The organism is Cohnella boryungensis, from assembly GCF_042651945.1.
GTDB lineage: Bacteria > Bacillota > Bacilli > Paenibacillales > Paenibacillaceae > Cohnella > Cohnella boryungensis.
On sequence record NZ_JBHSED010000016.1, the window covers coordinates 1 to 26,726 of the forward strand.

Sequence of the window (26,726 nt, forward strand, 5' to 3'; positions counted from 1 at the left end):
GTGTGGAGCTGACGAGTACTAATCGGTCGAGGGCTTATCCTACGAATGACACTCAGGTTGATGATTTGATTCACCTTCTTCTTTCACCGCTTTTGTTTCGCTTCCAGTTTTCAGGGCGCAAGAGCCTTGAATGTTGAATGGTTCTGTATCGGTTCAGGTCTTGTACCGAATCGCGTACTCGTTGTGGCGGCGTAGCTCAGCTGGCTAGAGCATTCGGTTCATACCCGGAGGGTCAGGGGTTCAAGTCCCTTCGCCGCTACCAATTATACTTCCCATGGAGGCTTAGCTCAGCTGGGAGAGCATCTGCCTTACAAGCAGAGGGTCGGGGGTTCGATCCCCTCAGCCTCCACCATAATTACATCCCAAAAGCGAACTGCTTGCGGGGATAGCTAGTAACGCGGAGCCGTGGTGTAGAGGCCTAACATGCCTGCCTGTCACGCAGGAGACCGCGGGTTCGAATCCCGTCGGCTCCGCCATTTACTTAAGGCTCGATAGCTCAGCTGGTAGAGCAGAGGACTGAAAATCCTCGTGTCGGCGGTTCGATTCCGTCTCGAGCCACCATTCGTTTGATCCGGTATTGGCAAGCCAATCAGGTATGCGCTCTATCGGCGGGTTTAACATGGAGGGTTAGCGAAGTGGCCAAACGCGGGAGACTGTAAATCTCTTCCTTCGGGTTCGGTGGTTCGAATCCATCACCCTCCACCATTTTCACCCCAAAAAGTGAAACAAAGCGTTGTAGTGAATTCCGATTACTTTTCGGGGCCCCCGCGATGCGAGCCATTAGCTCAGTTGGTAGAGCACCTGACTTTTAATCAGGGTGTCGAAGGTTCGAGTCCTTCATGGCTCACCAGTTTTGAACCTACAGCAGACGTTGATACGTCTGTTTTTTTATATTTTCAACGAAAGTTGCCGTCATCGAAATCGAACCAGTAGGGTTTTATGTAGGGATGCGTTGCCTCCTTGCCTCCATTTCTCTAGAGGGTGATTTTGTCCCGTTTGGGGAAAAGTAAGGGAAATCGCCGATCAACCGATCAGGAGGATTCCCATGGTCTACCTTTACGCGCTCAGCCTTGCTTTTCTGCTTATACTCTTGACTGTGCCCGTGGTCCGTACAGTCGCGCTTAAGATCGGATTCGTGGATCGCCCTACCAAACGGAAGGTGCATTCCGAGCCCGTCCCGCTCAGCGGGGGAGTGGCCATATACGCGGGAGTCATTGTCACGGTTTGGGCATTCCTGGGCAAAGGACCGCTGCTGGCGGCACTGGCGCTGGGCGGAGGCTTGCTTGTAGGCATCGGATTGATCGATGACGCGTTTAAGGCATACGCCAAGGAATTCCCGATATGGCCAAGACTGATCACCTACATAGGCGTGTCGATGATTCCGTCCGCGTTCGGCATCTCGATTGCCGGCATTTCCGTTCCCGCCCGTTCGGCAATGATCCTGTTCTCGCCCGGCTGGGCCGCTTTCTTCACCCTGCTATGGGTGTTCGCCTTGCTCAACATGCTGAACTTCATCGACGGCATCGACGGGCTCGCCTCCGGCGTGACTGCAATCTCTTCCATGACGCTGTTCGCAGCTTCGCTTATCTTCTCGCATCAGGACACGGCCCTTGTCGCCGTAGCGCTCTCGGGAGCGTGCCTGGCTTTCCTCGCTTACAACTTCCATCCTGCCCGCATTTTCATGGGCGACGCAGGAGCGACCTTCCTCGGATATACGCTGGCGGTGACCGCCGTGGACGGAACCCTCAAAGGGGCTACGCTGCTTTCGCTGTCCGTCCCTATGCTTGCCCTCGGAGTGCCGATTCTCGATACGATGATCGTCTTCTCACGAAGATTGCTTGTAGGCAAAGGACTGCATCGCGCCGATAATCTGCATACCCATCACAGTCTGATGAAGTGGGGCTTGACCCAGGTCCAGACCGTGTCCTTTCTCTATTTGATCGCGGCAGTTTTCTCGCTTCTTTCCATTGTTGTGCTTCTCGTGCTTCGCTGAGTGTCCCTCGGTCGCGCTATATATGGTACAATGACCCCATACCGCTATCTTCGTGACAAGGGGCTTCAACGATGAACAAAACCAAGCTGCAGCAGTTGGGGCAACTGCTGAACGCGAGTGTCACAGCAAAAGTGCTGGCCGGCTCGGAATGGGTTGCGGCCGGCGGTAAAAAGCATCCTGAGGCCGGCGACGCGCTTCAGACGGAGAACAGCTGCTTTATGATTACGCGGGTGGACGGCTCCGATCTGCACGGGATGGAGATCGGCGGAACGCTGACGGCCCTGGAGACGAAGCTGCTCGGCTGGGCCCTCCAGCAAGGCGGAATGAAAAGCTTGTCTGCGGCTTCCGACCTGGAACGTCAGGCGAAGCGGCTTGGCGACTGGATTCAACAGTCCGTAGCGGCCGGAGAATGGCGCGCCGAGGTTCCCGATCGGATGGAGCTGCGCAACCGGCTGTTCGATGGAATGGTTCCTTTTCTGCTGCTCTGCGAGCAGGTTGGAGATAAGGAGCCGTCGTATGCGGAATTGGAAAAGACGATCCGGACGTTTATCGCGGACGACACGCTGCTGATCCCGCTACGCGAGCACGAATGGCTCGTATTAAGCAGCGACAGCGTCTTGTCGGAAGCGGATGCGGACGGCGATGAATTGCTTGGCCCGGAGGAAACGAAGGAACTGCTCGGGACCCTCGCGGAGGGCCTGCAGCAGCTGATCACGGGGGAATGGGGCGGCGAGTGCCACGTAGCGGTCGGAGAACCGATCGTACCCTCGGAGAACGTGGTGAGAATTGTGTCCACGTTGCGGGAAACGATGTTCCTCGGACGCAAATTCCATGTTGGCATGCAAATTCACTTGCCGTGGCTCGTACATCTGGAACGGCTGTTAAGCGGCATTCCCGAGACGGTCAGATCGCGATTTGTTGAAGAGATGATGGGCAGACCCGATTTGTTCACGGATTCGGAGACCGTCGCGACGCTTGACGCGTTCTTCTCCATGGACTGCAATGTCAGCGAAACGGCCAAGAAATTGTTCATTCACCGCAACACGCTGCTGTACCGATTGGATAAAATCAAACACGAGGCGGGGCTGGACGTTCGTTCCTTCAACGACGCGGTACTTGTCCGCATATTATTGCTATTGTACAAAGTTACGAAAAGGAAATGAATTTTTTGTACGCTTTGTGCATAGTCATCTGGGCAGAGCGTGAGGTAAGATAGTCCTGTACCTTCAAACGAAGTTTAGGGGGAAATGTACAATGGCAGGCGTTCGCTTAGAAAAAGTGTATAAAAAATATCCGGGATCCGACAAAGCATCGGTTACGGACTTCAATCTGGATATTCAAGACAAAGAGTTCCTTGTACTCGTAGGTCCTTCCGGTTGCGGTAAGTCGACTACGCTGCGCATGATCGCAGGTCTCGAAGAAATCTCCGAAGGCAAACTGTACATTGGCGACCGTGTCGTAAACGATGTGGCTCCGAAAGATCGCGATATCGCGATGGTATTCCAATCGTACGCTTTGTATCCTCATATGAACGTGTATCAAAACATGGCATTCGGTCTGAAGCTGCGGAAGTTCCGCAAGGACGAGATCGACCGTCGCGTACGCGAAGCGGCTCGCACGCTCGAAATCGAGCACTTGCTCGACCGTAAGCCTAAAGCCTTGTCCGGTGGTCAACGTCAACGGGTTGCCTTGGGACGCGCGATCGTTCGCGAACCTCAAGTCTTCTTGATGGATGAGCCTCTTTCCAACTTGGATGCCAAGCTGCGTACACAAATGCGTGCTAACATCTCCAAATTGATGAAGCGTCTTGAAACCACTTGTATCTACGTAACGCATGACCAAACAGAAGCAATGACGATGGGCGATCGTATCGTCGTCATGAAAGACGGCTTTATTCAACAAGCCGATACGCCAGATGTGCTGTACAACCACCCGATTAACCTGTTCGTAGCAGGCTTCATCGGCGCTCCGGCGATGAACTTCATCACGGGCCAACTGGTTGAAGAAGGCGGTTCGATCCGTTTCCGCGCTACAGGCTTCAACGTTGAAATTCCGGAAGGCAGAGCGAAAGATCTTCGCGCCAAAGGCTATGTCGGACGCGAAATTATTCTGGGCATTCGTCCTGAAGACCTGCACGAAGAGCCAGTCTTCATCGAAGCTTCCCCGAACAGCGTCGTGAGCGCGACAATCGAGGTTGCCGAGAACCTGGGTCACGAGCAATACCTGTACCTGAACGGTCTGGGCAACGAGAACGTCATCGCTCGTATCGACGGACGTTCCGGTCTTCGCGAGAACCAAAACATCAAGCTCGCGATCGACATGAACAAGATCCATATCTTCGACAAAGACTCGGAGCTTAACGTTTTCGAGAACTAATATATTCGTAAGAGCGGAAACCGTCCGGCCATTGCCGGGCGGTTTTTTGTCTATTCAGGGCTTGGAGTAGACCCATCGGTTCCGACGTGAGATAATTGCTTTGTTCCATTATTTTCGATACGATAATTAAGGAAAATAGAAAAGGAGCTGTACGATGGCGAAAAAAGTGAGGGTATCCGAGCTCGTGCAGCAATTTCATCTTGAAATTGTCGCCGGCGAAGACGGATTGCGACGTACAATTATTACGGACGACCTAAATCGGCCTGGCTTGGAGATGGCCGGTTATTTCAATTACTATCCGGTCGAACGTACGCAAATACTTGGCCGCACAGAGCTGGCGTTCCTGGAAACCTTGACTTCGGAGGAGCGGCGCGACCGCATGGAGCGCTTATGCCACGAGGAAACGCCTTGCATCATCCTCACCCGCGGACAAGAAACTCCGGCCGAGTTGATCGAGATCGCCAACGAACGGCATTTTCCCGTATTGAGAAGTTCCGTCGCCACGACGATTCTGCTCAGTCGGATCACCAATTTTCTGGAGAAGAAATTAGCCCCGTCGGCCACGATTCACGGGGTGCTTGTAGATGTATATGGACTTGGTATGCTGATTACGGGCGGCAGCGGCATCGGAAAAAGCGAAACCGCGCTGGAGCTGGTGAAGCGCGGACATCGTCTAATCGCGGACGACGCCGTGGAAATTCGCCAGACTTCGGACAATCATCTGTTCGGCACGGCGCCGGACTTGATCCGTCACCTTCTTGAGATTCGCGGGCTGGGCATTCTTAACGTGATGACGCTGTTCGGCGCAGGCGCGGTAAAAAATCAAACCAGCATTAGCCTTGTCGTACGCTTGGAGAATTGGCAGCAGGACAAGCAATACGATCGTCTGGGGCTTGACGAGGAGACAACCAAGATTATCGAGACGGAGGTTCCGTTGCTTACGGTGCCGGTGCGTCCGGGACGAAATCTGGCGGTTATTCTCGAAGTGGCGGCCATGAATTATCGCTTGAAGCGTATGGGCTACAATGCCGCGCAGCAATTTACGAACAAGCTGACCGAAGCGATATCCGAGGACGATTATGAATAACGTAGGAGGTTGAACATGTATACGATGCTTTTGAATCCGATCGCTTTCTCGATTGGATCGCTGGATGTACATTGGTACGGGATTATACTGGGAACTGCGGCTTTGGCCGGCTTGCTGCTGGCGGTTAGGGAAGGCAAGCGCTTCGGTCTCAACCCCGATTTTTTCCTGGATTTGATGCTGTTCGGAGTTCCTTCGTCGATTATTGTGGCGCGCCTCTATTACGTAGCCTTCAAATGGGGGTATTATAAGGATCACCCGGGAGAGATTCTGCAGATTTGGAATGGCGGGATCGCGATATACGGGGCTTTGATCGGCGCCTTGCTGTGCGGATTTTTCTACATCCGGGCGAAAGGCTTTAATTTCTGGAGAGTCGTGGACATCTGCGCTCCCTCTCTGCTTATCGGCCAGATGATCGGACGTTGGGGGAACTTCGTCAATCAGGAAGCCTACGGCGGTCCCGTCGAGAAGTCCTTTCTGAGCGACACGTTACATATTCCGGCTTTTATCGTCAATCAGATGAACGTCGAGGGCACCTACCATCATCCCGCGTTCTTATACGAATCCTTATGGAGCCTGGTCGGTCTGGCGATACTGTTCGTCATCAGACGCCGTAATTTTCTTCGCTCGGGCGAATTGTTTATCAGCTACTTTATCTGGTATTCCATTGGGCGTTTCTTTATCGAGGCGCTGAGAACGGATAGTCTGGCCTTCCAAGGCCCCGCTTGGCTGAAAACGCTGCTCGATGCCTTATGGTCGCCGATGACGGCTGTGTTCGAGCAAGGCTACCTGAATCCCGACGAAGGCAATATCCGCGTCTCGCAAATGCTGGCTGTCCTTCTCGTCCTGGCGGGCATTGTTCTTATCGTCCTGCGCCGCAAGCTGGGATGGTCGACTCAGAAATACAACGATCCGCTCATTAACGTGAAGATGGGAAAGGCCGCCAATGAGGCGCAAGCAGAAACGGAGAGCATCAAGAATGAAGCAAACAAGGAAGATCACGACCGTCCTGTTTGATCTGGACGGGACAATCATCGATACGAACGAATTGATCATCCAGTCGCACATACATGCGCTCCGCGGAGCCGTTCCCGAAGGCTTCGGAAGGGAACAGATCATTCCGCTGATGGGCATGCCGCTGACGCTTCAGATGGAATTGTTCACCGGGAGGAAGGACGTCGCTTCGCTCGTGCATGCTTATCGGGAATATAATCTGATCAAGCATGACGAGATGGTGTCCTTGTTCCCGGGAGTGCGCGAGACTTTGGAGGAACTGCGAAGCGCAGGCTTGCGTATGGGGATCGTGACGACCAAGATGCGCCAAACGACGATTCGGGCGCTGAAGCTTCTGGAAATCTATTCGTTCATGGATACGATCGTGAGCCTGGACGACGTCGAACATGCGAAGCCGCATCCGGAGCCGGTAGCCAAAGCGATCGAAGCGCTGGGCGCGGAGCCGTCCGAGACGATGATGGTGGGGGATAGTTCCATGGACATCGAATCGGCGTTAGCGGCGGGAGCCGTTCCGGTCGGCGTGGCTTGGTCTCTGAAAGGGGAACAGGCGTTGCTTGACGTCGGGGCCGCTCACATCCTGCAGCGGATGAGCGAGCTGCCGGCACTGTGCGGGATTGGGAATGAGGGTGCTTAAGGTTGAGAAACGTAGAGCGGTATCCGGTGGAAGGGCCGAATGCGCTTTGGCAAGTGTATCGGACGGTGTCGCGGGTGAAAGCGGTACGGAACTTCATTTTTATTCAAATCGCCCGTTATTGTCCGATACTGCCCGTCAAGAATTGGATCTATAGACGTGTCCTCGGCATGAAGGTCGGACGCCATACGGCGTTCGCGCTCATGGTGATGGTCGACGTCTTTTTTCCTGAACGGATATCCGTCGGGGACAACTCGATTATCGGGTACAATTCTACGCTGCTGACGCATGAGTACTTGATCAAGGAGTATCGCTTGGGAGATATTCGCATCGGCTCGAATGTCATGATCGGGGCGAACGTAACGGTTCTTCCCGGCGTGACGATCGGAGACGGGGCCGTGATCGCGGCCGGCGCGGTTGTCCATAAAGATGTGGCTCCCGGCGCCCGGGTCGGGGGAAACCCCTTGCGGGAGCTTGGCGTTACAGGCAGCGCTTTGGACGAGGAGAGTTAACAAAAATGCCCGGATGGAAACGCATATGCAAAATCGTCGGTTATTTGCTGCTCGTTCCGCTGCTGCTATGTTTCACGTACCAGAACCGGTTGAACGAGTCTACCTATAAATCATTTCAAGAACCGCTGGACACCGTGGTCTCCGCGAGCCATATCGCGAGCGAATACGACGTGATTGTGGCCGGAACGGATCCCGAAGGCATTGTGGCGGCGATCTCCGCGGCTCGCAACGGCCTTAAGGTGCTTCTGACGGAAGATCGGGACCGTCCGATCCTAGGCGGCCTAATGACCCTTGGATGGCTGAATTCGCTAGATCTGAACAAGGCCCCGGTGTCGTATCGATTCTGGAACAATCCCGTGTATCTGGATAAGGGACTGTTCCAGGAATGGTATAACGGAATCAGAGGCACGTCTTTCGACGTTAATCATGCGGCGAATTTGTTTTACCGGATGGTATCCTCGGAGCCGAATATCGATCTGCTGATGATGGTTCGGAAAATGGAGCCGTTGATGGAGGGCGACCAGGTCGTCGGAATGGACCTGGTCAAGGAGAACGGCGAAGAGATTCGCGTTCGAACCAAGGCGATCATCGACGCGACGCAGGATGCGGACATTGCCGTCGCCGCCGGGGCGGCATATACGCTCGGGCGCGAAGATATCGGGGAGCCGGACGGCCAGATGGCGGTCACGCTCGTGTTCAAGCTTAGCGGGGTGACCGGCAAGGTATGGCACGGGTTGAAACAACATAAGAATACGGGCTTTGACAATCGGAGCATCTGGGGTTACCAGGATGCGAGGGAATACGCCTCGTCCGACCCTTCGAGGGTGAAAATCCGCAGCTTGAACATCGGCCGGGAAGACGGCGATACGGTTCTGATCAACTCGATGCAGATCTACGGCATCGATCCGCTAGATCCCGAGTCGCTTAAAGAAGGCATGAGGATTGGGGAGAAAGAAGCGCCGCTGATCGTCGATTTTCTAAAAAAGAAGTTCAAGGAATTCCGCAACGTGGAGTTCGCGGGCACGGCCCCGGAGCTGTACGTGAGGGAGACCCGGCATATTCAAGGCGAATACCGGCTAACGATGTCGGATCTAATGGAGAATCGCGATCATTGGGATGCGATCGCTTACGGTTCTTATGAAGTCGATATTCAAAGCTTGAACGCGAACAACAAGGGATCGATCATGATGGTTCCGGAGCAATACGGCGTTCCTTTCCGCTGCCTTGTTCCGCTTAAGGTGGACGGCTTGCTCGTCGTCGGCCGTTCGGCGAGCTTCGATACGCTGCCCCACGGCAGCGCCCGGGTCATTCCGCTGGGGATGGCGACGGGGCAAGCGGCGGGCGCGGCGGTGAAGCTGGCGCTCGATCGCGGCGTCACGCTGCGCGACCTCTCCAAGTCGGCAGACGGGATCGCCGAGCTTAGGCATCGGCTTACGAAGCAAGGGATGGATCTGAAGATGCGGAGCTTCCCGACCCCGGCTTACGCCAATCATAAGGATTATCAGGGATTGCTTGCGGCAACGAGCCACTTCCTAACCATCGGCGGATATTCGAACGACGGTTGGAATCTGGACGAAGCTTCGAACCCGAAAAGATTCGCCAATCAAATTCGCATCGTACAGAAAAGATATCCGGAAACGTTCGCCAGGGCGCTCACTTCCGAGTTTATCGGAGGTTCGTCATCGGACGGGCCGCTTGATCTGGATCAAGCGGCGTATACGATCGCTTTGGCGGCGGGAATCTCCGACGACAAGAAGGCGGCACTGCAGGCGCTTGCGGACCGGGGCTGGATTCGCAAGGAAACGATCGACGGTTTGGCGGACCGGGACCGACTAACGAACGGAGATACGTTCACGATCGTTCGCGACGTGATGGAATACGGAGTCGGCATTACGTTCGAGTAAGGAGAAACCGCTCGATGACCTGAAAGTCATCGGGCGGTTTTCGATATCCAGGGAGGTTATGGCGGGATTGACTGCGCGGAAGCCGCGTGGTAATATACGACTAACTTCTTCATTTTGGCAGCATGGTAACTTGGTAGCACTTTAACGCAATGAAGTAAAAAGCGACAATAATTTTAACCGTACTTTTGTTGGATAGAAACGAGGCGAGCAACGATGTCGAAACCGAAAGTGTTCGAAAAACCGACCGGCGTGAAGGATTATTTGCCGCACGCGGTCGCCAAGCTCCGCCGCATCGAGCGCAGCGTGCTGGAGTGCATGCGCCTGTGGGGTTACGAGCAGATTATTACGCCGACAATCGAATATTACGATACGGTCGGGGTGGCAAGCGCCACCTCCGATCAGAAGCTTTTTAAATTGTTGAATCAACGGGGCACGACGATCGTGCTGCGCTCGGATATGACGGGGCCGATCGCCCGCGTCGTCGGTTCCTTGCTTAAAGACGGGCCGTTTCCGATACGTCTCAGCTATCATGGCAACGTGTTTCGCGCGTTCGAGGAAGAGGGCGGCCGGGACGCGGAGTTCTATCAAACGGGCGTAGAGCTTGTCGGAGACGCGTCTCCCGAGGCGGATGCGGAAGTGATCGCGCTTGCTGTCGCTTCCTTGAAGGCCGCCGGCGTGCCGGAGTTCAAGATCGCGATGGGGCATGTGGGCTTCTTGAACGGATTGTTCGAAGAGACGCTGCCCGGTTTGGAGAGCGAGCAAGAGGCTTTAAAAGCGTGTCTGCTGCAGCGGGATTATGTCGGATACCGCGACATGATTCGCAAGCTGTCGCTCGGCGACGAGTGGAAACGGGAGCTGGAAGAGATTCTTCGTCTTCGCGGAGGGCAGGAAGTATGCGATCAGGCACTCGAGCTTAGCGAGAACGAAAGCGCCCGCGCGGCGATCAAGCATCTGTGCGAAGTATGGGACGTGCTGGAGGCTTACGGCATTCAAGAGCATGTGCTGATCGATCTAACGATGATCGGGGATTTCTCTTATTATACGGGTTTGACTTTCGAAGGGTATGCATCCCGTTTGGGATTCCCCGTGTGCAGCGGGGGCAGATACGACAATCTGCTGGCGCAGTTCGGAAGACCGGCTCACGCGACGGGATTCGCGCTCAAGACGACGCGAATTCTCGAAGTCGTGGAGGACGCGGAAGAGGAACCGGGACGGACGCTGATCGTGTACGGTCCCTCGTCGCGCAGAGAAGCGCTGGAGCAGGCCGCGGGCAGACGGGAGAAGGGCGAAGCGGTCGTCGTTGCCGCCTACTCCCCGGATGATGCGGAGCTACTGGCCGCAAGGCGGCAGGTTGGAACGGGCGCTCAGGTCTACAAGGGCCAAACCTATCGCGACATCGTATGGATCGGCGCGGAAGAGGGGGGATTGGCGTGACGGATAACGGCGTATTAAAGGTTGCTATGCCCAAAGGGCGTATCTATAAGCAGGCAAGCAAGCTGTTCCGCCAAGCAGGACTGCCGATTCCGGAGGATTTCGACGATTCCCGGAAGCTGATCATTCCGGTGCCGGAAGCGAACATGGAGTTCATCATGGCCAAGCCGGTCGACGTACCGACTTATGTCGAATACGGCGTCGCGGATATCGGAATCGTGGGCAAGGACGTGCTTATGGAAGAAAATAAGGACGTCTACGAGCTGCTCGATCTTGGCATCGCGAAATGCCGGATGTCGGTAATCGGGCTGCCGGATTGGAAGCCGGTCATTCATCCGCGCGTGGCTTCGAAGTACGCTAACGTGGCTTCGCAGTATTTCCGAGAGCAAGGTCAGCAAGTAGAAGTGATCAAGCTGAACGGCTCGATCGAGCTGGCGCCTCTGATCGGCCTGGCGGACCGCATCGTCGATATGGTGGAAACCGGGCAGACGTTGAAAGAGAACGGCTTGGTGGAGATGGAGACGCTGTTCCAGGTCACGAGCCGCTTGATCGCCAACCGTGTCAGTTACAGGCTGAAGAACTCGGCGATCCAGGAACTGTGCGACCGATTGGGAACGGTGATCGGGGCTTCGGTGTAAGCGGAAAGGGAAAGGAGGAGCCAGGATGTATATAGGTAAAGCGGCCGATTTTCGGTTGGAACGGGAAAACGAATACGGTTCCCCGGAGCAGAACGCGGCGGTGAAAGAAATCGTGGAGGCCGTGCGCAAGGAAGGCGACGCGGCTCTGCTGCGATATACGGCCATGCATGATAAGGTGTCGCTGAAGCCGGAGCAGTTGCGCGTAACGGACGAAGAAATTCAAGGCGCATACGCTAAGGTGGAGCCGGAGTTTCTCGAAGCGCTGAGACAGGCCGCGGCGAATATTACGGCTTTCCACGAGAAGCAGAAGCGCGGCTCGTGGATGGACGTCTCCCCTGACGGCACGATGCTCGGCATGGCGATCCGTCCGCTGCGGCGCGTCGGACTGTACGTGCCCGGAGGCAAGGCGGCTTATCCGTCGTCGGTGTTGATGAACGTGCTTCCGGCCAAGGTAGCCGGCGTGCCGGAGATCGCGCTGGTGACGCCTCCGGCGACCGGCGGTCGGGAAGGCATCGACCCGTATATCCTCGTCGCGGCCGCGGAAGCGGGCGTGACGGAGATGTACCGGGTCGGGGGAGCGCAGGCGGTCGCCGCGCTCGCGTACGGGACGGCGAGCATTCCCGCCGTCGACAAGATTTGCGGGCCCGGCAACATCTACGTGGCGCTGGCGAAACGCGCCGTGTACGGCGCGGTCGACATCGACAGCATCGCGGGCCCGAGCGAGATTGTCGTGCTGGCGGACGATAGCGCGCATCCGGGCTACGTGGCTGCGGATATGCTATCGCAGGCGGAGCATGACGAGATGGCCTCGTCGGTGCTGGTGACGACATCGCGGAAGCTTGCAGATGCCGTTGCGGCGGAGCTGGAACGGCAGGTGGCTACGCTGCCGCGCGCGGACATTGCCAGACGCTCTCTGGAGCAGTACGGAGCGATCCTGGTCGTGGACAGCCTGGACGAGGGGCTGGATGTCGTAAACAAGCTGGCTCCGGAGCATTTGGAAGTGCTGACGGAGGAGCCGCTGGAGCTGATCGGCAGGATCGAGACGGCGGGCGCGATATTCCTCGGGCCGTACAGCTCCGAGCCGGTGGGCGATTATTTCGCCGGTCCGAACCACATTTTGCCGACGAACGGAACCGCCCGGTTCTCCTCGCCGTTGAATGTGGACGATTTTCTGAAGAAATCCAGCTTGATTCGATACAGCAAGCAAGCATTGTTTAGAGACGCCGCGGGGATCGCGACGCTGGCCCGTCATGAGGGGCTCGAAGGACACGCCCGCGCGGTGGAAATCCGACTGGAAGGCAGGAAAACGAAGTGAGCGAACAAGTAAAGGGAGGCCGCGCGTCGGCTGTATCCCGCAAGACGAACGAGACGGACATTCAATTGTCCTTAGGCGTAGACGGAACCGGCGAGGTGTCGCTCGAGACGGACGTTCCGTTCTTGAACCATATGCTGGACCTGTTCGCGAAGCACGGGCAATTCGATCTGAAGGTCGAAGCCCGCGGGGACGTGGACATCGACGATCACCATACGGTGGAGGATATCGGCATTTGCTTGGGCCATTCGCTCCGCGAAGCGCTAGGCGACAAGGCGGGCATTAAACGTTATGCCAGCGTGTTCGTGCCGATGGACGAAGCGCTCGCGCAAGTCATCGTTGATGTCAGCAACCGGCCGCATTTCGAGCTTAAAGGCGAGTTCCCTGCCGCGACGGTCGGAAGCTTCACGGTAGAGCTCGTACATGAATTCCTCTGGAAGCTGGCGCTTGAAGCGCGCATTACCTTGCACGTCATCGTTCACTATGGACGAAATACGCATCATATGATCGAGGCAGTATTCAAGGCGCTCGGCCGCGCGCTCGACGAAGCGACGTCGATCGATCCGCGCGTGAAGGGCGTGCCTTCCACCAAAGGAGTGTTATAAGTGATCGCGATTATCGACTACGGCATGGGAAACTTGCACAGCGTCAGCAAAGCCGTAGAGCGGCTTGGCTGCGAAGCGTTGGTCACCTCCGATCCGGAGCGGATACTGGCTGCAGACGGCGCGATCCTGCCGGGCGTCGGAGCGTTCGGAGATGCGATGGCGAATCTGCACGCGACAGGCTTGGCGGATACGACCAAGGAGTATGCGGCTTCCGGGAAGCCGCTTCTCGGCATTTGTCTGGGCATGCAGCTGTTGTTCACGGAAAGCGAGGAGCACGGCGAGCATCAGGGCCTGGACTTGCTGCCGGGGCGGGTCGTCCGGTTTCAAGGGAACTACAAGGTGCCGCACATGGGCTGGAACGACCTGATCTTCAAGCAGGAGAGTCCGCTGTTCAAGGGTGTGAAGCCGGGACACGTGTATTTCGTGCACTCTTACCACGCGTTGCCGGAGCGGGAGTCCGATCTGCTGGCGGTGACGGACTATCATCAGCCGGTAACCGCGATCGTGGGCCGCGGCTCCGTGTTCGGCATGCAGTTCCATCCGGAGAAAAGCGGCGAGTTTGGCATGACGCTACTCCGCAAGTTCACGGATATGACAGTCGGGAAAACTAATTGGACTTTTTGAACTACCTCTGTAAAGGACTGAGTAATTTTGAAGTTCAGACCTTGTATCGATATTCACCAAGGCAAGGTGAAGCAGATCGTCGGGGAAACGCTTCAGGCGGACGCCTCGAAGGTCGTGGAGAACTTCGTCTCCGAACGGGGGGCGGACTACTATGCTTCGCTGTATAAACAAGACGGGTTAACCGGCGGGCATATTATCATGCTCGGCGGCGGCAACCGGGAAGCTGCGCTGTCCGCGCTAAGGGCATATCCCGGCGGCTTGCAGATCGGCGGAGGCATCACGGCGGATAACGCGGCAGCCTTCTTAAGCGAAGGGGCTTCGCACGTCATCGTCACTTCTTACGTTTTCAAGGACGGTCGCCTTCAAATGGACAACTTGCGGAGAATCGTATCCGAGGTTGGCCGGGAACGACTTGTACTTGACCTCAGTTGCAAGGAACGGGACGGCAAATGGTACGTGGTGACAGACCAGTGGACGAAGTTCAGCGATCTGGAAGTAAACGAAGCCAATGTCCGAGAGCTCGAAAGCTACTGCGACGAGTTCTTGATCCACGCGGTCGACGTTGAAGGGAAGCGGGAGGGCGTTCAAGAGAAGCTGGCCTCTCAGCTCTCCGAATGGGCGACAATTCCGGCCACTTACGCAGGCGGCGCGCGATCAATCGCGGATTTGGAGCGATTCCAAGAGTTAACGCGCGGCAAGCTGGACATTACGATCGGCAGCGCTCTCGATATTTTCGGAGGGACTCTTCCATATAGCGAAGTCGTGGCCTATTGCGATCCATCGCGGTCGCGATAACGATAACGGATAACGCGATTAAAGAGCGTGTTCAAAAAGTTCGATTTTCAGTACCGAGGCTGGTCGTTCGCCTCCGGCGAACTGCTCGCCCATGCATCCGGGAAGGTTGGATGAAGACCGGTGATGAGGAACGGAGCGTAGGAGAACCTACGTGAGTACCGGAAGAACCGGCTGAATTCAAGATTCGATGTCGATTATTCTTCTTGAAATGGCTTCGTAATCAAAATCGGACTTTTTGAACTACCTCTAAAAGGAGGAACGTCACTTGTTAGCTAAAAGAATTATTCCTTGCCTCGATGTGAAAGATGGCCGAGTCGTCAAGGGCGTGAATTTCGTGAATTTGCGGGATGCCGGCGATCCGGTGGAGCTGGCGGCGATCTATGATCGCGAAGGCGCGGACGAGCTGGTATTTCTGGATATTTCGGCTTCGGTGGAGGGCCGGGCAACGATGGTGGACGTCGTGCGCAGGACAGCCGGAGAGATTACGATCCCCTTCACGGTAGGGGGAGGCATCTCTGCCGTGGAGGATATGAAGCGATTGCTTCGCGCGGGTGCGGACAAGATCGGCATTAATACAGCCGCGATCCGCAACCCCGATCTGATTACCGACGGCTCGCGGACCTTCGGCGCACAGTGTATCGTAGTGGCGATCGATGCCAAGTTCAATGCGGAATGGGGCGAATGGGAAGTCTACACCCATGGCGGCCGCAATGCGACTGGCATTCGCGCTCTAGCATGGGCCAAGGAGGCCGAACGCCGGGGAGCGGGAGAACTGCTGCTTACGAGCATGGACGCCGACGGAACGAAAGACGGCTTTGATGTCGCGCTTACCCGCGCGGTATCTTCCAGCGTCGGCATTCCGGTCATTGCCTCCGGAGGGGCGGGCAACGCCGACCATTTCGCGGACGTATTCGCGGAAGGTCAAGCGGACGCGGCGCTCGCGGCAAGCATTTTCCACTACAAGGAAGTTTCCGTGCAAGAGGTTAAAGATAAGCTTCGCGGCAAAGGAGTGAACGTGAGATGATCCAATCGTCTTGGCAAGAGCAAATCAAGTGGAGTCCTGAAGGACTGGTGCCGACCGTCGTGCAGGATGCGGTAAGCAAGGAAGTGCTTATGCTGGCATATATGAACGAAGAGTCGCTGGCCAAATCTCTGGAAAGCGGACAAACCTGGTTCTGGAGCCGCTCGCGGAACCAGCTGTGGAACAAGGGCGCAACCAGCGGACATACGCAGCAGATCGAGTCCTTGCATTATGACTGCGACGGGGACACGCTTCTCGTCAAAGTGCGGCAGAAAGGTCCGGCGTGCCATACCGGAGCGTACAGCTGCTTCTATCGGGAGGGAACGGACGGCAAGCCCGAGCAGGAAGCCCAGACCGCGTCCGAAGACCGCTTCGGGCCTCTGAGCAGGCTGGAGGCGACGATTGCCCAACGAGACGCCGAACGCACAGAAGGGGCTTATACGACCTATCTGTTCGAGAAGGGGCTCGACAAAATTCTCAAGAAGGTCGGAGAAGAGACCGCTGAAGTCATTATCGCCGCCAAAAACCGCGACGCCGTCGAGCTGCGCAGCGAGTCGGCCGATCTGATCTTCCATCTGATGGTGCTGCTGCGCGAGCAGGGCGTGCCGTTCGACGATGTTCTGAAGGAATTGGAATTCCGGCACCGGAAGCCGGTCAAGAAGGACTAGGTGAACTCATGACGACTCATCAAGGCATGCCCATAGACTACCACACGCATAACTATCGTTGCGGACACGCGGTCGGCCAGCTGGAGGAGTATATCTTGAGCGCGATCGACAAGGGCATGGAGCAGATCGGCTTGTCCGATCATATGCCCTTGCTTCACTTGAAGAACGAAGAGCATCCCGACATTGCGATGACGATGGAGGAGCTTCCGCGGTATGTCGAAGAGTGCTTGAGCCTCAAGGAGAAATATAAAGGCCGGATCGAGGTGCGCGTCGGACTCGAAGGGGATTATGTCGAAGGCTATGAAGAGCAAATCGAAGCGATCGTGAACGGATACCCCTGGGACTACGTCATCGGCTCGGTTCATTTTCTCGGAACGTGGGACGTGACCGATTTTCGCCAAGTGCATAAGTGGGAAGGACGAAATGTCACGGAAGCCTATGCGCAATATTACGACGCTATCGGCAAAGCGGCAGCGACGGGGTTCTACGACTATATCGGCCACATCGACGCGATCAAGCGGTTCGGCTATAAGCCCGAGGAGGACGTAACCGAGCTTGAGGAAGCAGCGCTCCAGGCAGTCAAGAAGCACGATCTGGCCTTTGAGCTGAATGCGGCTGGCTTCTATGCGCCTTGCAAGGAGATGTATCCCTCGCTTTCCATTCTTGAGCGGGCCAAGGCCTATGATATCCCCGTAACCTACGGCTCCGACGCCCATCATCCCGAGAAAGTGGGACAAAAAGCGGCGGATGCGCGAACGATGCTGAAAAACGTCGGATATACGCACATAGCTACGTTTGCTGAACGTAAACGGAAGATGAAACCTTTTTAAATCTTGCCCGTACTCATGTATAATGAGGGAGTTGACTGACGGTTTTCGACACAGGCGTGTTGAATCGCTAAATATGGAGGGGCACATGGACAGCAGTAATAAGCTTCGTATCTTTTCGGGAACATCAAATCCGTTATTGGCGAGCAAGATTGCCGATAATTTGGGCCTGCCGCTGGGGAAAATAAAGCTTTCTCGATTCAAGAGCGGCGAAGTGTACGTTCACTTCGAGGAGACCATTCGCAATTGCGACGTCTTCCTGGTTCAATCGCTATCTCACCCAATCAATGACTACTTCGTTGAATTGCTGGTCATGATTGACGCCGCCAAGAGGGCTTCCGCCCGTACCATCAATGTTGTGTTGCCTTATTACGGCTATGCTCGACAAGAACGAAAAGCCGCCCCGCGCGAGCCTATCTCTGCCAAAATGGTTGCCGACGTATTAACGACGGTAGGCGCTCATCGGATCGTGACGATCGATCTGCACGCTCCTGCCATTCAAGGCTTCTTCAATATTCCGGTGGATCATCTGACGGCCTTGGACTTAATCAGCGATTATTTGAAATCCAAGAACATCCGTAATCCGGTTGTCGTGTCCCCTGATGCCGGACGGGCTTCGACGGCCGAGAAGCTGGCGAACCAACTGGATTGCTCCTTCGCCATCATGATCAAGAAGCGCCCGGCCCACAACGAATCGGTCATTACCCACGTTATCGGGGATGTCGAGGGCTGCACGCCGATTATTATTGAAGATATGATCGATACGGGGACGACGATTGTGAACGTCGTAGAGGGACTGAAGGAACGCGGTGCGGAAGACGGGTATGTATGCGCGACCCATCCTCTGTTCTCGGGCCCGGCTCTTCAACGGCTTGACCATCCGAACATCAAGGAGGTTGTCGTCACCGACTCCATCCTTCTGCCGGAGGATCGCTCCTCTCGCTTTAAGGTGATTACGGTTGCTCCGATGTTAGCGGAAGCAACGCGCATCATCATGGAGGGCGGCTCGATCAGCACGCTCTTTAAGAACGCTGGCGTTTAAGTTTAATGAAAAGAACCGCGAAGTTTCGGCCAATCGCCGACCCTTCGCGGTTTTTTGTCTTCTCTTCGGCAGTGAAGGACGGGAGGCGCGCATAGCCCGTACAGGACGGCGGAGGGCCTTGAGGCCTTGGGGAATGTTGTTTTATTTTATGGATGGCTCAGGCTGTGTTATAATCTTGGGTGATGATGTTCCAGAACAACGAGGAGGTGCCTTGCGATGAGCCAGCGGAAGCGTGCGGCCAAAAACCAACGTCCCAAAGTCATCCCTATTCGTCTGGATGCGACTTTCTTTTTTGAGCGAGCCGTACAGTCGCTGGATCGTTACCATTACGACAAGGCACTGAAATATTTCCGCCGGGCGGTGGAGTACGAGCCGGAGAATCCGGTTAATCACTGTAATATGGCGGGGATTTTGTCGGAGATGGGCAGATACGAGGAGTCGAACGTCATCCTTCGTTCGGTGCTCGATCAGATCGATCCCGCAATGACGGAATGCTATTACTATCTGGCCAACAACTACGCCAACATGGAGCTGTTCGAAGCGGCCGAGGACGCCCTGGTCCGATATTTGGAGAACGATGTGGAGGGGCAATTCCTGGAGGAGTCGGACGAGTTGCTCGATCTGCTCAATTATGAGCTTAATCGGCCGACTAAGCTTGCTACCATTAAAGCTAAGGAAAATATATACGCTCACGACAAAGCCCGGGAATTGCTGGAGGCTGGCCGATTCGCCGAGGCGGTCAAGATGCTGGAAGAAATTATCGCGAGGAAGCCCGACTTCCTGGCAGCAAGGAATAACCTAGGGCTGGCATACTATTATATGGGGCTGTTCGAGAAATCGGTGGCGACCATATCGGAGGTGCTGGCGACGGAGCCGGGAAATCTTCACGCGCTCTGCAACCTGGCTATTTTCTACCAGCACTCCAATCAGCGGGAGCTATTGGATTCGCTCGTCCGGAAGCTGAACAAGACCGTCCCCTTTCATCCCGAGCATGTGTTCAAGATGGCGACAACGCTGGGGATCGTGGGGCAGCATCGGGAGGCTTACCGCCATTTTCACCGCTTGCTGAGGACAGGAGAGCTGATTGACGAGCCCAGCCTGCACCATTTTGCCGCGATTGCCTCGGTCAATCTACAGCGCTACGAAGAGGCCAGGAAGCACTGGCAGCAGGCGGAGCGGATGGACCCGCAATCTCCCGTGCCGCCGTATTTCCTCAAGCGGCTCGATCTGGTGCGGCAGGGAACGGAAAGCCCGCCGACGCACTACCATTACCATCTCCCCTTCGAGGAGCAGTTCAAGCGATGGGAGAACAGTCCTGCGCAGGTGACGGAGGCGCTGAAGGGAGATCCCCTGATTCGTTCGTCCTTCTTCTGGGCTTTGCGGCACGGAGACAGGCGGACGAAGGTGCAGGTCATTCAGGCCCTCGGTTTGGTTGCGGACGAGGAAGTGATCGAGGCGCTGAAATCGTTCCTGATCGATCCTGACGAGGAAGACGAGCTGAAGCGGGTAGCCGTGCTTGTGCTTCGCTCGATCGGGATGCAGGACGCGTTGACGGTTATGTTCAGCGGGCGGACTATTACGCTGGAGGCGCGGAGAAAATCGGCGCGCCTGCCCGTCTGGGACAGCGCCTGGCAGACGGTGCTGGAACATGCGCTCGAAGGCATGTCGGGCCGTTACGATGTCGTGCAGCAGCACGACATGATGACCCTATGGGTCGACTACTTATCTCGCGTATACCCAGAGGTGCCCAAGCTGCACAAGTCGACGGGCTGGGCCGCCGCGCTGGAATACTGGACGGCGAAGATGCATCGCAGAACGGTCACTTACGCCGATCTGGTCAACCGTTACGGCGTCTCGCAGGCCAGTATCAGTCGGTATGCGAACCGGATCGACGAGGCTTGCGGAATTCGCGAGAAGCTGGATTTAACGAGACCGTCTTTTCACTAAAAACAACTTTGATGCTATTGCGACAACGATGCGTTATGAGAGGGTCGAACGGTGTTGTGGCAAGCAGGGAGGAAGCATTATGCACAAAACAATCGTAATCGGAACGGGGCCGGCCGGGCTGACGGCCGCAATTTACTTGGCGCGCGCAAATCTGTCGCCTCTGGTTATCGAAGGCCCTGAGCCGGGCGGACAGCTGACAACGACGACGGAGGTCGAGAACTTCCCCGGTTTCCCGGAAGGCATTATGGGACCGGATCTCATGGCCAATATGCGGAAGCAGGCCGAGCGCTTCGGAGCGCAGTTCCGCACAGGCTGGATTAACAAAGTCGACATGTCCAAGCGCCCGTTCACGCTGTCTCTTGAAGGCGGAGAATCGCTTCAGGCGGAGACGCTGATTATTTCCACCGGAGCTTCGGCGAAGTATATGGGCATTCCGGGAGAGAGGGACAATGTCGGACGCGGAGTGAGCACGTGCGCGACCTGCGACGGCTTTTTCTTCCGGGGCAAGAAGATTATCGTCGTCGGCGGCGGGGACTCCGCAATGGAGGAAGCCAATTTCCTGACGCGCTTCGCTTCCGAGGTGACGCTTGTTCATCGGCGCGACGAGATGCGGGCATCCAAAATCATGCAAGACCGCGCTCGCGAGAACAACAAGATTCTGTGGGGCCTGAACAAAACTCCGATTGAAGTAATCGCCGGGGATATGGGCGTAACCGGGCTCAAGGTATGCAACAACGAGACCGGAGAGGAAGAGATCATCGATACCCAGGGGTTGTTCGTGGCGATCGGCCACACCCCGAATACGAAGTTCTTGGACAATCAGATTGAGACCGACGAGCTAGGCTACATCAAAGTGAAGCCGGGCACTACCGAGACGAACGTTCCGGGAGTGTTCGCATGCGGAGACGTGCAAGACCACAAGTATCGCCAGGCGATTACGGCAGCAGGCAGCGGGTGTATGGCCGCTCTGGACTGCGAGAAGTTCCTTGAAGGGGCTCCTGTTCACGACTGGAGCCAATCGCTGTAACGTTATTTACCGCTTCCGCCGCCATGTCGGGCGGCGGAGCGCTTTTTATTCTTTCGCAAATCATTATTTGGTTATGAGGTGTCGACTATCATGTCAGAAGCATTGTTCGTAGGCGTGGATTTAGGCGGAACGGCGATTAAGGTTGGCTTGTGCAACGCGACGGGAGATTTGCTTCGCACGCACGAAGGACCTACGCAAGCCGCAGATGGACCGGATGCCGTGCTGGCCAACATCGCGACCTATGTCAAGGAGCTCGTTCCTCCGGGAACGCCGGAGTGGGAAGCTGTTGAGGGCGTAGGCATCGGGATTGCGGGATTTCTGAATATTCCCGAAGGCATTATCAACTTTTCTCCCAATCTTCCGTTCAAGGATGTACCTGCAAAGCGGATTATGGAAGAAAAGCTGGATAAGCCGGTCAAGATCAATAACGACGCCAATGTTGCAGCTCTTGGCGAAGCTTGGGGCGGAGCGGGCAGGGGAGTTCCCCATTGCGTTTGCTACACGCTCGGCACGGGCGTTGGCGGCGGAATCATCCTGCACAATCGGCTGATCGAAGGCTCTACGGGCATGGCCGGGGAGTTGGGACATCAGTCGATCGTGGCCGACCTGGAAGCCATCCAATGCGGATGCGGCAAGATGGGCTGCCTGGAGACCGTATCGTCCGCGACGGGAATCATTCGCATGGCGAAGGATGCCGTCCAACGCGGCGATCGGACAACGCTCTCTCATGTGGAAGGCGAGCTGACGGCGAAGGACGTCATCGACGCGGCTAAAGCCGGAGACGAGGTCGCTCAGCGCATCGTCAGCCGTGCGGCATTCTACCTGGGCAAATCGATGGCGGCGGTCGCCGTAGTCGTGAATCCTCAGCGCTTCATCATCGGCGGCGGCGTGAGCAAGGCAGGGGAGTTCCTCTTCGCGCAAATTCGCGAGGTGTTCAACAAGCTGACGCATGACAACGCCCGCGCAGGGGTTGAGATTGTAGCTGCGGAGCTGGGCAACAACGCCGGCGTTGTGGGCGCCGCGGGTCTGTTCCTTCGAGCATAATCAAAGCTAGAGCGCTCGGCTTTGGAGGCATAATTGCCAGCCGGGCGCTTTTCGTTTCGCCGACTTATGCGGCGGAGAGAGGGGAATATGCATGGAAACGATCGTGACACAGCCAACACTCATTATCATTACGGGAATGTCGGGTGCGGGGAAAACGATTGCCGTCCAGAGTCTGGAGGACTTGGGTTTTTTCTGCGTCGATAATTTGCCTCCTGTGCTCATTCCGAAATTCGCCGAGCTGATCGAGCAGTCGCAGGGCCGAATCGCCAAGGTCGCGCTGGTCATCGACTTGCGGGGACGGGAATTTTTTACCGCGCTATCCGAATCTCTGAACCACATTCGCGAGCATTACACGATCCACTGTGAAATTCTGTTCTTGGACGCGACGGATTCGGTGCTTGTACAGCGATACAAGGAAAGCAGACGCCGCCATCCGCTGGCGCCGGGGGGATTGCCTCTTGAAGGCATCCATCTGGAGCGCAAGCTGCTGGAGGATCTGAAGGGCTGGGCGAATCAGGTCATCGATACGAGCAGCTTGAAGCCGGCGGCCTTGAAGGAGAAAATCATCGGGCGGTTCACGAACATCGACAAAAATACCATTTCCATCAACGTGACCTCGTTCGGGTTCAAGTACGGAGTGCCGATCGATGCGGACCTTATTTTCGACGTCAGATTTCTTCCTAATCCGCATTATGTCGACACGCTCCGCCCTAAAACCGGAGTTGAACCGGAGGTATACGATTATGTAATGAAATGGCCGGAGACGCAAACCTTTCTAACGAAGCTGCTCGACATGCTGCAATATTTGATCCCGATGTATCATAAAGAAGGCAAAAGCCAGGTGGTCATCGGCATCGGCTGCACCGGCGGCAAGCATCGCTCCGTGGCCATCGCGGAATACTTGGGACGTCGGCTGGGTTCCAGCGATACGGAAAACGTGAGAGTGAGCCATCGCGATTCGGAACGCGATAGGCACAGTTGAGGTGAAGAGATGAGCGGACAATCCAAGCTCTCCCGCAAACCGCGTATCGTCGTCATCGGCGGCGGGACGGGGCTTTCCGTCATGCTGCGCGGTCTGAAGCTGAAGCCGCTCGACATTACGGCGATCGTCACGGTTGCCGATGACGGGGGCAGTTCGGGCATACTGAGGTCAGAGCTGCAAATTCCGCCTCCGGGCGACATTCGCAATGTACTATCCGCATTGGCGGATATCGAGCCGCTGATGGCCGAAGTGCTGAAGTACCGCTTCCAAAATGGAACGGGATTGGCCGGTCACAGCTTGGGCAATCTGATTCTTGCGGCCATGACCGACATAACCGGAGATTTCGTCACGGGGATTACCGAGCTTAGCCGTATTTTCGCGGTTCGAGGAAGGGTGCTTCCGGCCTCCAACCAAGCGATCGTGTTGAAGGCGGAAATGGAGGACGGATCGGTAGTGATCGGGGAGTCGGCGATTCCGAAGTCGGGCTTGGCGATTCGCAGAGTGTTCCTGGAGCCTGCCGATGCGGTAGCTCTGCCGGAGGCCGTCCAGGCTCTGAAGGAAGCGGATGCGATTCTGATCGGACCGGGAAGCCTATATACGAGCATACTTCCCAATCTGATCGTCCCGGAGCTGGCGAATGCGATCCTTCAGTCGAATGCGGTTAAGCTGTTCGTTTGCAATGTCATGACTCAGCCCGGAGAGACCGACAACTATTCTGTCAGCGATCATCTTGCGGCCATTCACGCGCATATCGGCCATCATTTGTTTGATTACGTGATTGTGAATGACGGGGAAATTCCGCCGCAAGTCGAAAGCCTCTATGCAGAGCAGGGGGCTAAGGCCGTACATCTTGACCTGGATGAAGTGACTCGTCGGGGCTACAAGGTCATCGCGGACACGCTGGTGCTGTTCCGGACATATTTGCGGCATGACGCGGCCAAATTAAGCGATCACATCTATCAGTTGGTCGAGAACTGGATGCTGAGGAAAGGGTGAGAAGGGCATGTCTTTTGCGGCGCAAACGAAGAAGGAGCTGACCCTGCTCGAAAGCGAAAACTGCTGCGAGAAGGCGGAACTATCGGCGCTGATTCGGATGAACGGGACGATCTCGCTCTCGAACAGGAGGGTCGTGCTGGACATCGCGACGGAGAATGCAGCCATTTCGCGGCGAATCTATACACTCCTTAAGCGGCATTTTGTAGTCGTTACCGAGCTTCTGGTACGCAAGAAGATGAGGCTGAAGAAAAACAACGTCTATGTCGTAAGAGTGCCCGCAGGCGCGGAAGGCATCTTGAACGAGCTATCCATCGTGTCGGAAGGCTTCCTGTTTCATCCGAGCATCGACAAGGAGCTGGTTCGCAAAGCCTGCTGCAAGAAGGCCTACCTTCGCGGCGCATTCCTGGCCGGGGGATCGGTCAACAACCCGGAGGGCTCCTCCTATCACCTGGAAATCTCGTCGATGTACGAGGAGCACTGCAAGGCGCTGGTCGAGCTGGCGAACAAATTTCAATTGAATGCCCGGTTTATCGAACGCAAGAAAGGGTTTATCCTGTACATTAAGGAAGGCGAGAAAATTATCGAATTCCTGAGCATCATCGGCGCCCATCAGGCCTTGTTCAAATTCGAGGACGTTCGTATCATGAGGGATATGCGGAATTCCGTAAATCGCATCGTGAATTGCGAAACGGCGAATTTGAACAAAACGATCGGAGCCGCCGTCCGGCAGATCGATAACATTAAGCTGCTGGAGAAGGAGGTCGGCCTGCACAATCTTCCCGACAAGCTCCGCGAGGTGGCGGAGATTCGGCTTCAGCATCCGGACATTAACTTGAAGGAAGTCGGGGATCTGCTGAAGGGGCAGGTCAGTAAGTCCGGGGTGAACCACCGTCTGCGGAAGCTTGATGAATGGGCTGAAAAAATCCGGAACGGCGGGGCATAAGCGTATGGCGCATTTGTTCCTATAAATGTTATAATGAAGAAGACTGCAGCACGGGAGTCCCTAACCTGAGGGACGAATAAAGATAGGGGGTATCCGGTCCATGACGAGACAGCCGGTTGTTGTTCGGCTTAAAACAGGTCTTCACGCCAGACCGGCGGCACTATTCGTGCAAGAAGCCAATAAATTCTCCTCCGACGTCTTCGTGGAGAAGGACGAGAAGAAAGTAAATGCAAAAAGCATCATGGGCATTATGAGCCTGGCGATCAGCTCCGGCACTGAGGTTGCTATAAGTGCGGAAGGTTCCGACGCAGAACAGGCTGTAACCGCTTTAGTCCAACTCGTCAGCAAAGAAGAACTGGAAAATCAATAAGATATTCCTTGGCATAAAGCTCCCTCATGGGGGCTTTTTGCATTTTTGCTGTAGAGAAGCAATGCATGAAACATTTGGGCAACCTGTTGCGTCAATAAGGTCAAACACTCGAAAGGGGTAAGGTCATGCAAAAACGTACAGCACAAATGCTAATGGTAGCCATGGCGGTAGCGGTAGTCGGTTGGTTCGGATTCAGAGGGGAGAGCAGCGCGGTGGCGGCTGAGTCGGTGAAGGCAACGGCGCCTTATACGGTGACGGTAGGAGCAACCGGAACGATCAAGGTAGAGCCGGATGTGGCTTATCTTAATCTTGCGGTGGAGACGCGCGGAGCGAAAGCTTCGGAAGCACAGCAGGCGAACGCGACAAAATTCGCAAGCGTGGAGAAGACACTATACGACAAGTTCGGCATCGACAAGAAGGACGTGAAGACGACCGGGTTCGACGTGCAGCCGGAATACAATTATACGGAGAAGGACGGACAGGTTCTCAAAGGGTATATCGCTGTACATGCGATCCAGGTGACCTACCGGAAGCTGCCGGAGATCGGCAAGCTGTTCGACGCGCTGACGGCAGCCGGAGCCAACCGTCTGGACGGCGTACAGTTCTCTACCGAGAAGAGGGAGCAATACGAGCTGGAAGCATTGAAGAAAGCGATGGAGAACGCATCGGCCAAAGCCGGCGTGCTGGCTACCTCTGCGAAGCGCCAACTGCAGGGTGTCGTCAATATTGTGCAAGGCGATACGTCCAACCTTCCCGTTATATTCGCTCGGGATCAGGCGAAAGTGATGATGGGCGAGATGGCTGCGGCTGCCTCGTCAACCTCGGTGCAATCCGGGCAGATTGAGATCAGCACACAAGTGACCGTGCAATATGAAATGCAGTAAACGGAACGCCTCATAGGGAGCGGGAAGTCCTCCTGAGAGAACTGAAGCATACAACG

26 protein-coding genes and 6 tRNA genes are annotated in these 26,726 nt (G+C 55.8%); all 32 read left to right on the forward strand.

Translation table 11 applies throughout. The annotated features are described in order from the left end of the window. The first annotated feature begins 185 nt into the window (after positions 1-185). The 32 genes from ACFO1S_RS10700 to ACFO1S_RS10855 all read left to right on the forward strand — a co-directional run bounded on the left by ACFO1S_RS10700 (position 186) and on the right by ACFO1S_RS10855 (position 26,670). A tRNA-Met gene (locus ACFO1S_RS10700) sits at positions 186-262 on the forward strand. A gap of 14 nt (positions 263-276) precedes the next feature. After that, a tRNA-Val gene (locus tag ACFO1S_RS10705) sits at positions 277-352 on the forward strand. Positions 353-399: 47 nt separating this feature from the next. Continuing rightward, positions 400-476, forward strand: a tRNA-Asp gene (locus ACFO1S_RS10710). Positions 477-485: 9 nt separating this feature from the next. Next, positions 486-561 (forward strand) — tRNA-Phe (locus tag ACFO1S_RS10715). Positions 562-621: 60 nt separating this feature from the next. Continuing rightward, positions 622-705 (forward strand) — tRNA-Tyr (locus ACFO1S_RS10720). Positions 706-774: 69 nt separating this feature from the next. Then, a tRNA-Lys gene (locus ACFO1S_RS10725) sits at positions 775-850 on the forward strand. Positions 851-1,045: 195 nt separating this feature from the next. Then, positions 1,046-1,993: an MraY family glycosyltransferase gene (locus ACFO1S_RS10730; RefSeq protein WP_204601915.1), complete on the forward strand. Its 948-nt coding sequence runs from the start codon at positions 1,046-1,048 to the stop codon at positions 1,991-1,993. A 71-nt stretch (positions 1,994-2,064) separates the two neighbouring features. Continuing rightward, entirely contained in the window at positions 2,065-3,156 is a 1,092-nt protein-coding gene (locus ACFO1S_RS10735) for a PucR family transcriptional regulator (RefSeq protein WP_204601914.1), read from the forward strand. 91 nt (positions 3,157-3,247) lie between these two features. Further along, complete coding sequence (locus ACFO1S_RS10740; RefSeq protein WP_204601913.1) at positions 3,248-4,369, forward strand: ABC transporter ATP-binding protein; 1,122 nt, start codon at positions 3,248-3,250, stop codon at positions 4,367-4,369. Between the two features lie 154 nt (positions 4,370-4,523). Further along, positions 4,524-5,456, forward strand: coding sequence for an HPr(Ser) kinase/phosphatase (hprK, locus tag ACFO1S_RS10745; protein WP_204601912.1), 933 nt, complete (start codon positions 4,524-4,526; stop codon positions 5,454-5,456). 15 nt (positions 5,457-5,471) lie between these two features. After that, positions 5,472-6,470: a prolipoprotein diacylglyceryl transferase gene (lgt, locus tag ACFO1S_RS10750; protein WP_204601911.1), complete on the forward strand. Its 999-nt coding sequence runs from the start codon at positions 5,472-5,474 to the stop codon at positions 6,468-6,470. Next, positions 6,433-7,101, forward strand: a complete 669-nt coding sequence (gene ppaX / locus ACFO1S_RS10755; protein ID WP_204601910.1) for a pyrophosphatase PpaX — start codon at positions 6,433-6,435, stop codon at positions 7,099-7,101. The genes lgt and ppaX overlap by 38 nt, the downstream gene beginning before the upstream one ends. A gap of 2 nt (positions 7,102-7,103) precedes the next feature. After that, positions 7,104-7,610, forward strand: a complete 507-nt coding sequence (locus tag ACFO1S_RS10760) for an acyltransferase (protein WP_204601909.1) — start codon at positions 7,104-7,106, stop codon at positions 7,608-7,610. Between the two features lie 5 nt (positions 7,611-7,615). Continuing rightward, complete coding sequence (locus tag ACFO1S_RS10765; RefSeq protein ID WP_204601908.1) at positions 7,616-9,514, forward strand: FAD-dependent oxidoreductase; 1,899 nt, start codon at positions 7,616-7,618, stop codon at positions 9,512-9,514. A gap of 213 nt (positions 9,515-9,727) precedes the next feature. Continuing rightward, complete coding sequence (locus tag ACFO1S_RS10770; protein WP_204601907.1) at positions 9,728-10,948, forward strand: ATP phosphoribosyltransferase regulatory subunit; 1,221 nt, start codon at positions 9,728-9,730, stop codon at positions 10,946-10,948. A 26-nt stretch (positions 10,949-10,974) separates the two neighbouring features. Further along, on the forward strand, positions 10,975-11,583 hold the full coding sequence (gene hisG, locus ACFO1S_RS10775) for an ATP phosphoribosyltransferase (protein ID WP_378126768.1): 609 nt from the start codon (positions 10,975-10,977) through the stop codon (positions 11,581-11,583). 25 nt (positions 11,584-11,608) lie between these two features. Then, positions 11,609-12,898 (forward strand): histidinol dehydrogenase, encoded by a 1,290-nt coding sequence (hisD, locus tag ACFO1S_RS10780; RefSeq protein ID WP_204601905.1) that lies wholly within the window; start codon positions 11,609-11,611, stop codon positions 12,896-12,898. Further along, positions 12,895-13,500: an imidazoleglycerol-phosphate dehydratase HisB gene (gene hisB, locus ACFO1S_RS10785; protein WP_204601904.1), complete on the forward strand. Its 606-nt coding sequence runs from the start codon at positions 12,895-12,897 to the stop codon at positions 13,498-13,500. The genes hisD and hisB overlap by 4 nt, the downstream gene beginning before the upstream one ends. Further along, positions 13,501-14,124, forward strand: a complete 624-nt coding sequence (hisH, locus tag ACFO1S_RS10790; RefSeq protein ID WP_204601903.1) for an imidazole glycerol phosphate synthase subunit HisH — start codon at positions 13,501-13,503, stop codon at positions 14,122-14,124. Positions 14,125-14,151: 27 nt separating this feature from the next. Continuing rightward, a complete protein-coding gene (gene hisA / locus ACFO1S_RS10795) occupies positions 14,152-14,919 on the forward strand; it encodes a phosphoribosylformimino-5-aminoimidazole carboxamide ribotide isomerase (RefSeq protein ID WP_204601902.1) in 768 nt (255 codons plus the stop codon). A gap of 265 nt (positions 14,920-15,184) precedes the next feature. Continuing rightward, positions 15,185-15,943 (forward strand): imidazole glycerol phosphate synthase subunit HisF, encoded by a 759-nt coding sequence (gene hisF, locus ACFO1S_RS10800; protein ID WP_204601901.1) that lies wholly within the window; start codon positions 15,185-15,187, stop codon positions 15,941-15,943. Further along, positions 15,940-16,608: a bifunctional phosphoribosyl-AMP cyclohydrolase/phosphoribosyl-ATP diphosphatase HisIE gene (hisIE, locus tag ACFO1S_RS10805; RefSeq protein ID WP_204601900.1), complete on the forward strand. Its 669-nt coding sequence runs from the start codon at positions 15,940-15,942 to the stop codon at positions 16,606-16,608. The genes hisF and hisIE overlap by 4 nt, the downstream gene beginning before the upstream one ends. A gap of 26 nt (positions 16,609-16,634) precedes the next feature. Then, positions 16,635-17,438 (forward strand): histidinol-phosphatase HisJ, encoded by an 804-nt coding sequence (gene hisJ, locus ACFO1S_RS10810; RefSeq protein ID WP_204601991.1) that lies wholly within the window; start codon positions 16,635-16,637, stop codon positions 17,436-17,438. Between the two features lie 85 nt (positions 17,439-17,523). Beyond that, positions 17,524-18,477, forward strand: coding sequence for a ribose-phosphate diphosphokinase (locus tag ACFO1S_RS10815; RefSeq protein ID WP_204601899.1), 954 nt, complete (start codon positions 17,524-17,526; stop codon positions 18,475-18,477). Positions 18,478-18,693: 216 nt separating this feature from the next. Continuing rightward, positions 18,694-20,424 (forward strand): tetratricopeptide repeat protein, encoded by a 1,731-nt coding sequence (locus ACFO1S_RS10820; protein ID WP_204601898.1) that lies wholly within the window; start codon positions 18,694-18,696, stop codon positions 20,422-20,424. 79 nt (positions 20,425-20,503) lie between these two features. After that, complete coding sequence (gene trxB / locus ACFO1S_RS10825) at positions 20,504-21,451, forward strand: thioredoxin-disulfide reductase (protein WP_204601897.1); 948 nt, start codon at positions 20,504-20,506, stop codon at positions 21,449-21,451. A gap of 90 nt (positions 21,452-21,541) precedes the next feature. Next, a complete protein-coding gene (locus ACFO1S_RS10830) occupies positions 21,542-22,495 on the forward strand; it encodes an ROK family glucokinase (RefSeq protein WP_204601896.1) in 954 nt (317 codons plus the stop codon). 91 nt (positions 22,496-22,586) lie between these two features. Further along, positions 22,587-23,477, forward strand: coding sequence for an RNase adapter RapZ (gene rapZ / locus ACFO1S_RS10835; RefSeq protein WP_204601895.1), 891 nt, complete (start codon positions 22,587-22,589; stop codon positions 23,475-23,477). Between the two features lie 9 nt (positions 23,478-23,486). Then, a complete protein-coding gene (locus tag ACFO1S_RS10840) occupies positions 23,487-24,473 on the forward strand; it encodes a gluconeogenesis factor YvcK family protein (protein WP_204601894.1) in 987 nt (328 codons plus the stop codon). A 7-nt stretch (positions 24,474-24,480) separates the two neighbouring features. Beyond that, entirely contained in the window at positions 24,481-25,416 is a 936-nt protein-coding gene (gene whiA / locus ACFO1S_RS10845; RefSeq protein ID WP_204601893.1) for a DNA-binding protein WhiA, read from the forward strand. Positions 25,417-25,516: 100 nt separating this feature from the next. Next, entirely contained in the window at positions 25,517-25,786 is a 270-nt protein-coding gene (locus ACFO1S_RS10850) for an HPr family phosphocarrier protein (protein ID WP_094042918.1), read from the forward strand. Positions 25,787-25,911: 125 nt separating this feature from the next. Continuing rightward, positions 25,912-26,670: an SIMPL domain-containing protein gene (locus ACFO1S_RS10855; RefSeq protein WP_204601892.1), complete on the forward strand. Its 759-nt coding sequence runs from the start codon at positions 25,912-25,914 to the stop codon at positions 26,668-26,670. The last annotated feature ends 56 nt before the right edge of the window (positions 26,671-26,726 follow it).

Bases quoted from the DNA above. Each gene is read 5' to 3' on its own strand.
- rapZ (WP_204601895.1), top strand. From the start codon at position 22,587: ATGGAAACGATCGTGACACAGCCAACACTCATTATCATTACGGGAATG.
- ppaX (WP_204601910.1), top strand. From the start codon at position 6,433: ATGAAGCAAACAAGGAAGATCACGACCGTCCTGTTTGATCTGGACGGG.
- whiA (WP_204601893.1), top strand. From the start codon at position 24,481: ATGTCTTTTGCGGCGCAAACGAAGAAGGAGCTGACCCTGCTCGAAAGC.
- hisG (WP_378126768.1), top strand. From the start codon at position 10,975: ATGCCCAAAGGGCGTATCTATAAGCAGGCAAGCAAGCTGTTCCGCCAA.
- ACFO1S_RS10740 (WP_204601913.1), top strand. From the start codon at position 3,248: ATGGCAGGCGTTCGCTTAGAAAAAGTGTATAAAAAATATCCGGGATCC.
- ACFO1S_RS10830 (WP_204601896.1), top strand. From the start codon at position 21,542: ATGTCAGAAGCATTGTTCGTAGGCGTGGATTTAGGCGGAACGGCGATT.
- trxB (WP_204601897.1), top strand. From the start codon at position 20,504: ATGCACAAAACAATCGTAATCGGAACGGGGCCGGCCGGGCTGACGGCC.
- hisD (WP_204601905.1), top strand. From the start codon at position 11,609: ATGTATATAGGTAAAGCGGCCGATTTTCGGTTGGAACGGGAAAACGAA.
- hisIE (WP_204601900.1), top strand. From the start codon at position 15,940: ATGATCCAATCGTCTTGGCAAGAGCAAATCAAGTGGAGTCCTGAAGGA.
- ACFO1S_RS10855 (WP_204601892.1), top strand. From the start codon at position 25,912: ATGCAAAAACGTACAGCACAAATGCTAATGGTAGCCATGGCGGTAGCG.
- ACFO1S_RS10820 (WP_204601898.1), top strand. From the start codon at position 18,694: ATGAGCCAGCGGAAGCGTGCGGCCAAAAACCAACGTCCCAAAGTCATC.
- hisJ (WP_204601991.1), top strand. From the start codon at position 16,635: ATGCCCATAGACTACCACACGCATAACTATCGTTGCGGACACGCGGTC.
- lgt (WP_204601911.1), top strand. From the start codon at position 5,472: ATGTATACGATGCTTTTGAATCCGATCGCTTTCTCGATTGGATCGCTG.
- ACFO1S_RS10730 (WP_204601915.1), top strand. From the start codon at position 1,046: ATGGTCTACCTTTACGCGCTCAGCCTTGCTTTTCTGCTTATACTCTTG.
- hprK (WP_204601912.1), top strand. From the start codon at position 4,524: ATGGCGAAAAAAGTGAGGGTATCCGAGCTCGTGCAGCAATTTCATCTT.
- ACFO1S_RS10765 (WP_204601908.1), top strand. From the start codon at position 7,616: ATGCCCGGATGGAAACGCATATGCAAAATCGTCGGTTATTTGCTGCTC.
- ACFO1S_RS10840 (WP_204601894.1), top strand. From the start codon at position 23,487: ATGAGCGGACAATCCAAGCTCTCCCGCAAACCGCGTATCGTCGTCATC.
- ACFO1S_RS10850 (WP_094042918.1), top strand. From the start codon at position 25,517: ATGACGAGACAGCCGGTTGTTGTTCGGCTTAAAACAGGTCTTCACGCC.
- ACFO1S_RS10815 (WP_204601899.1), top strand. From the start codon at position 17,524: ATGGACAGCAGTAATAAGCTTCGTATCTTTTCGGGAACATCAAATCCG.
- ACFO1S_RS10735 (WP_204601914.1), top strand. From the start codon at position 2,065: ATGAACAAAACCAAGCTGCAGCAGTTGGGGCAACTGCTGAACGCGAGT.
- ACFO1S_RS10770 (WP_204601907.1), top strand. From the start codon at position 9,728: ATGTCGAAACCGAAAGTGTTCGAAAAACCGACCGGCGTGAAGGATTAT.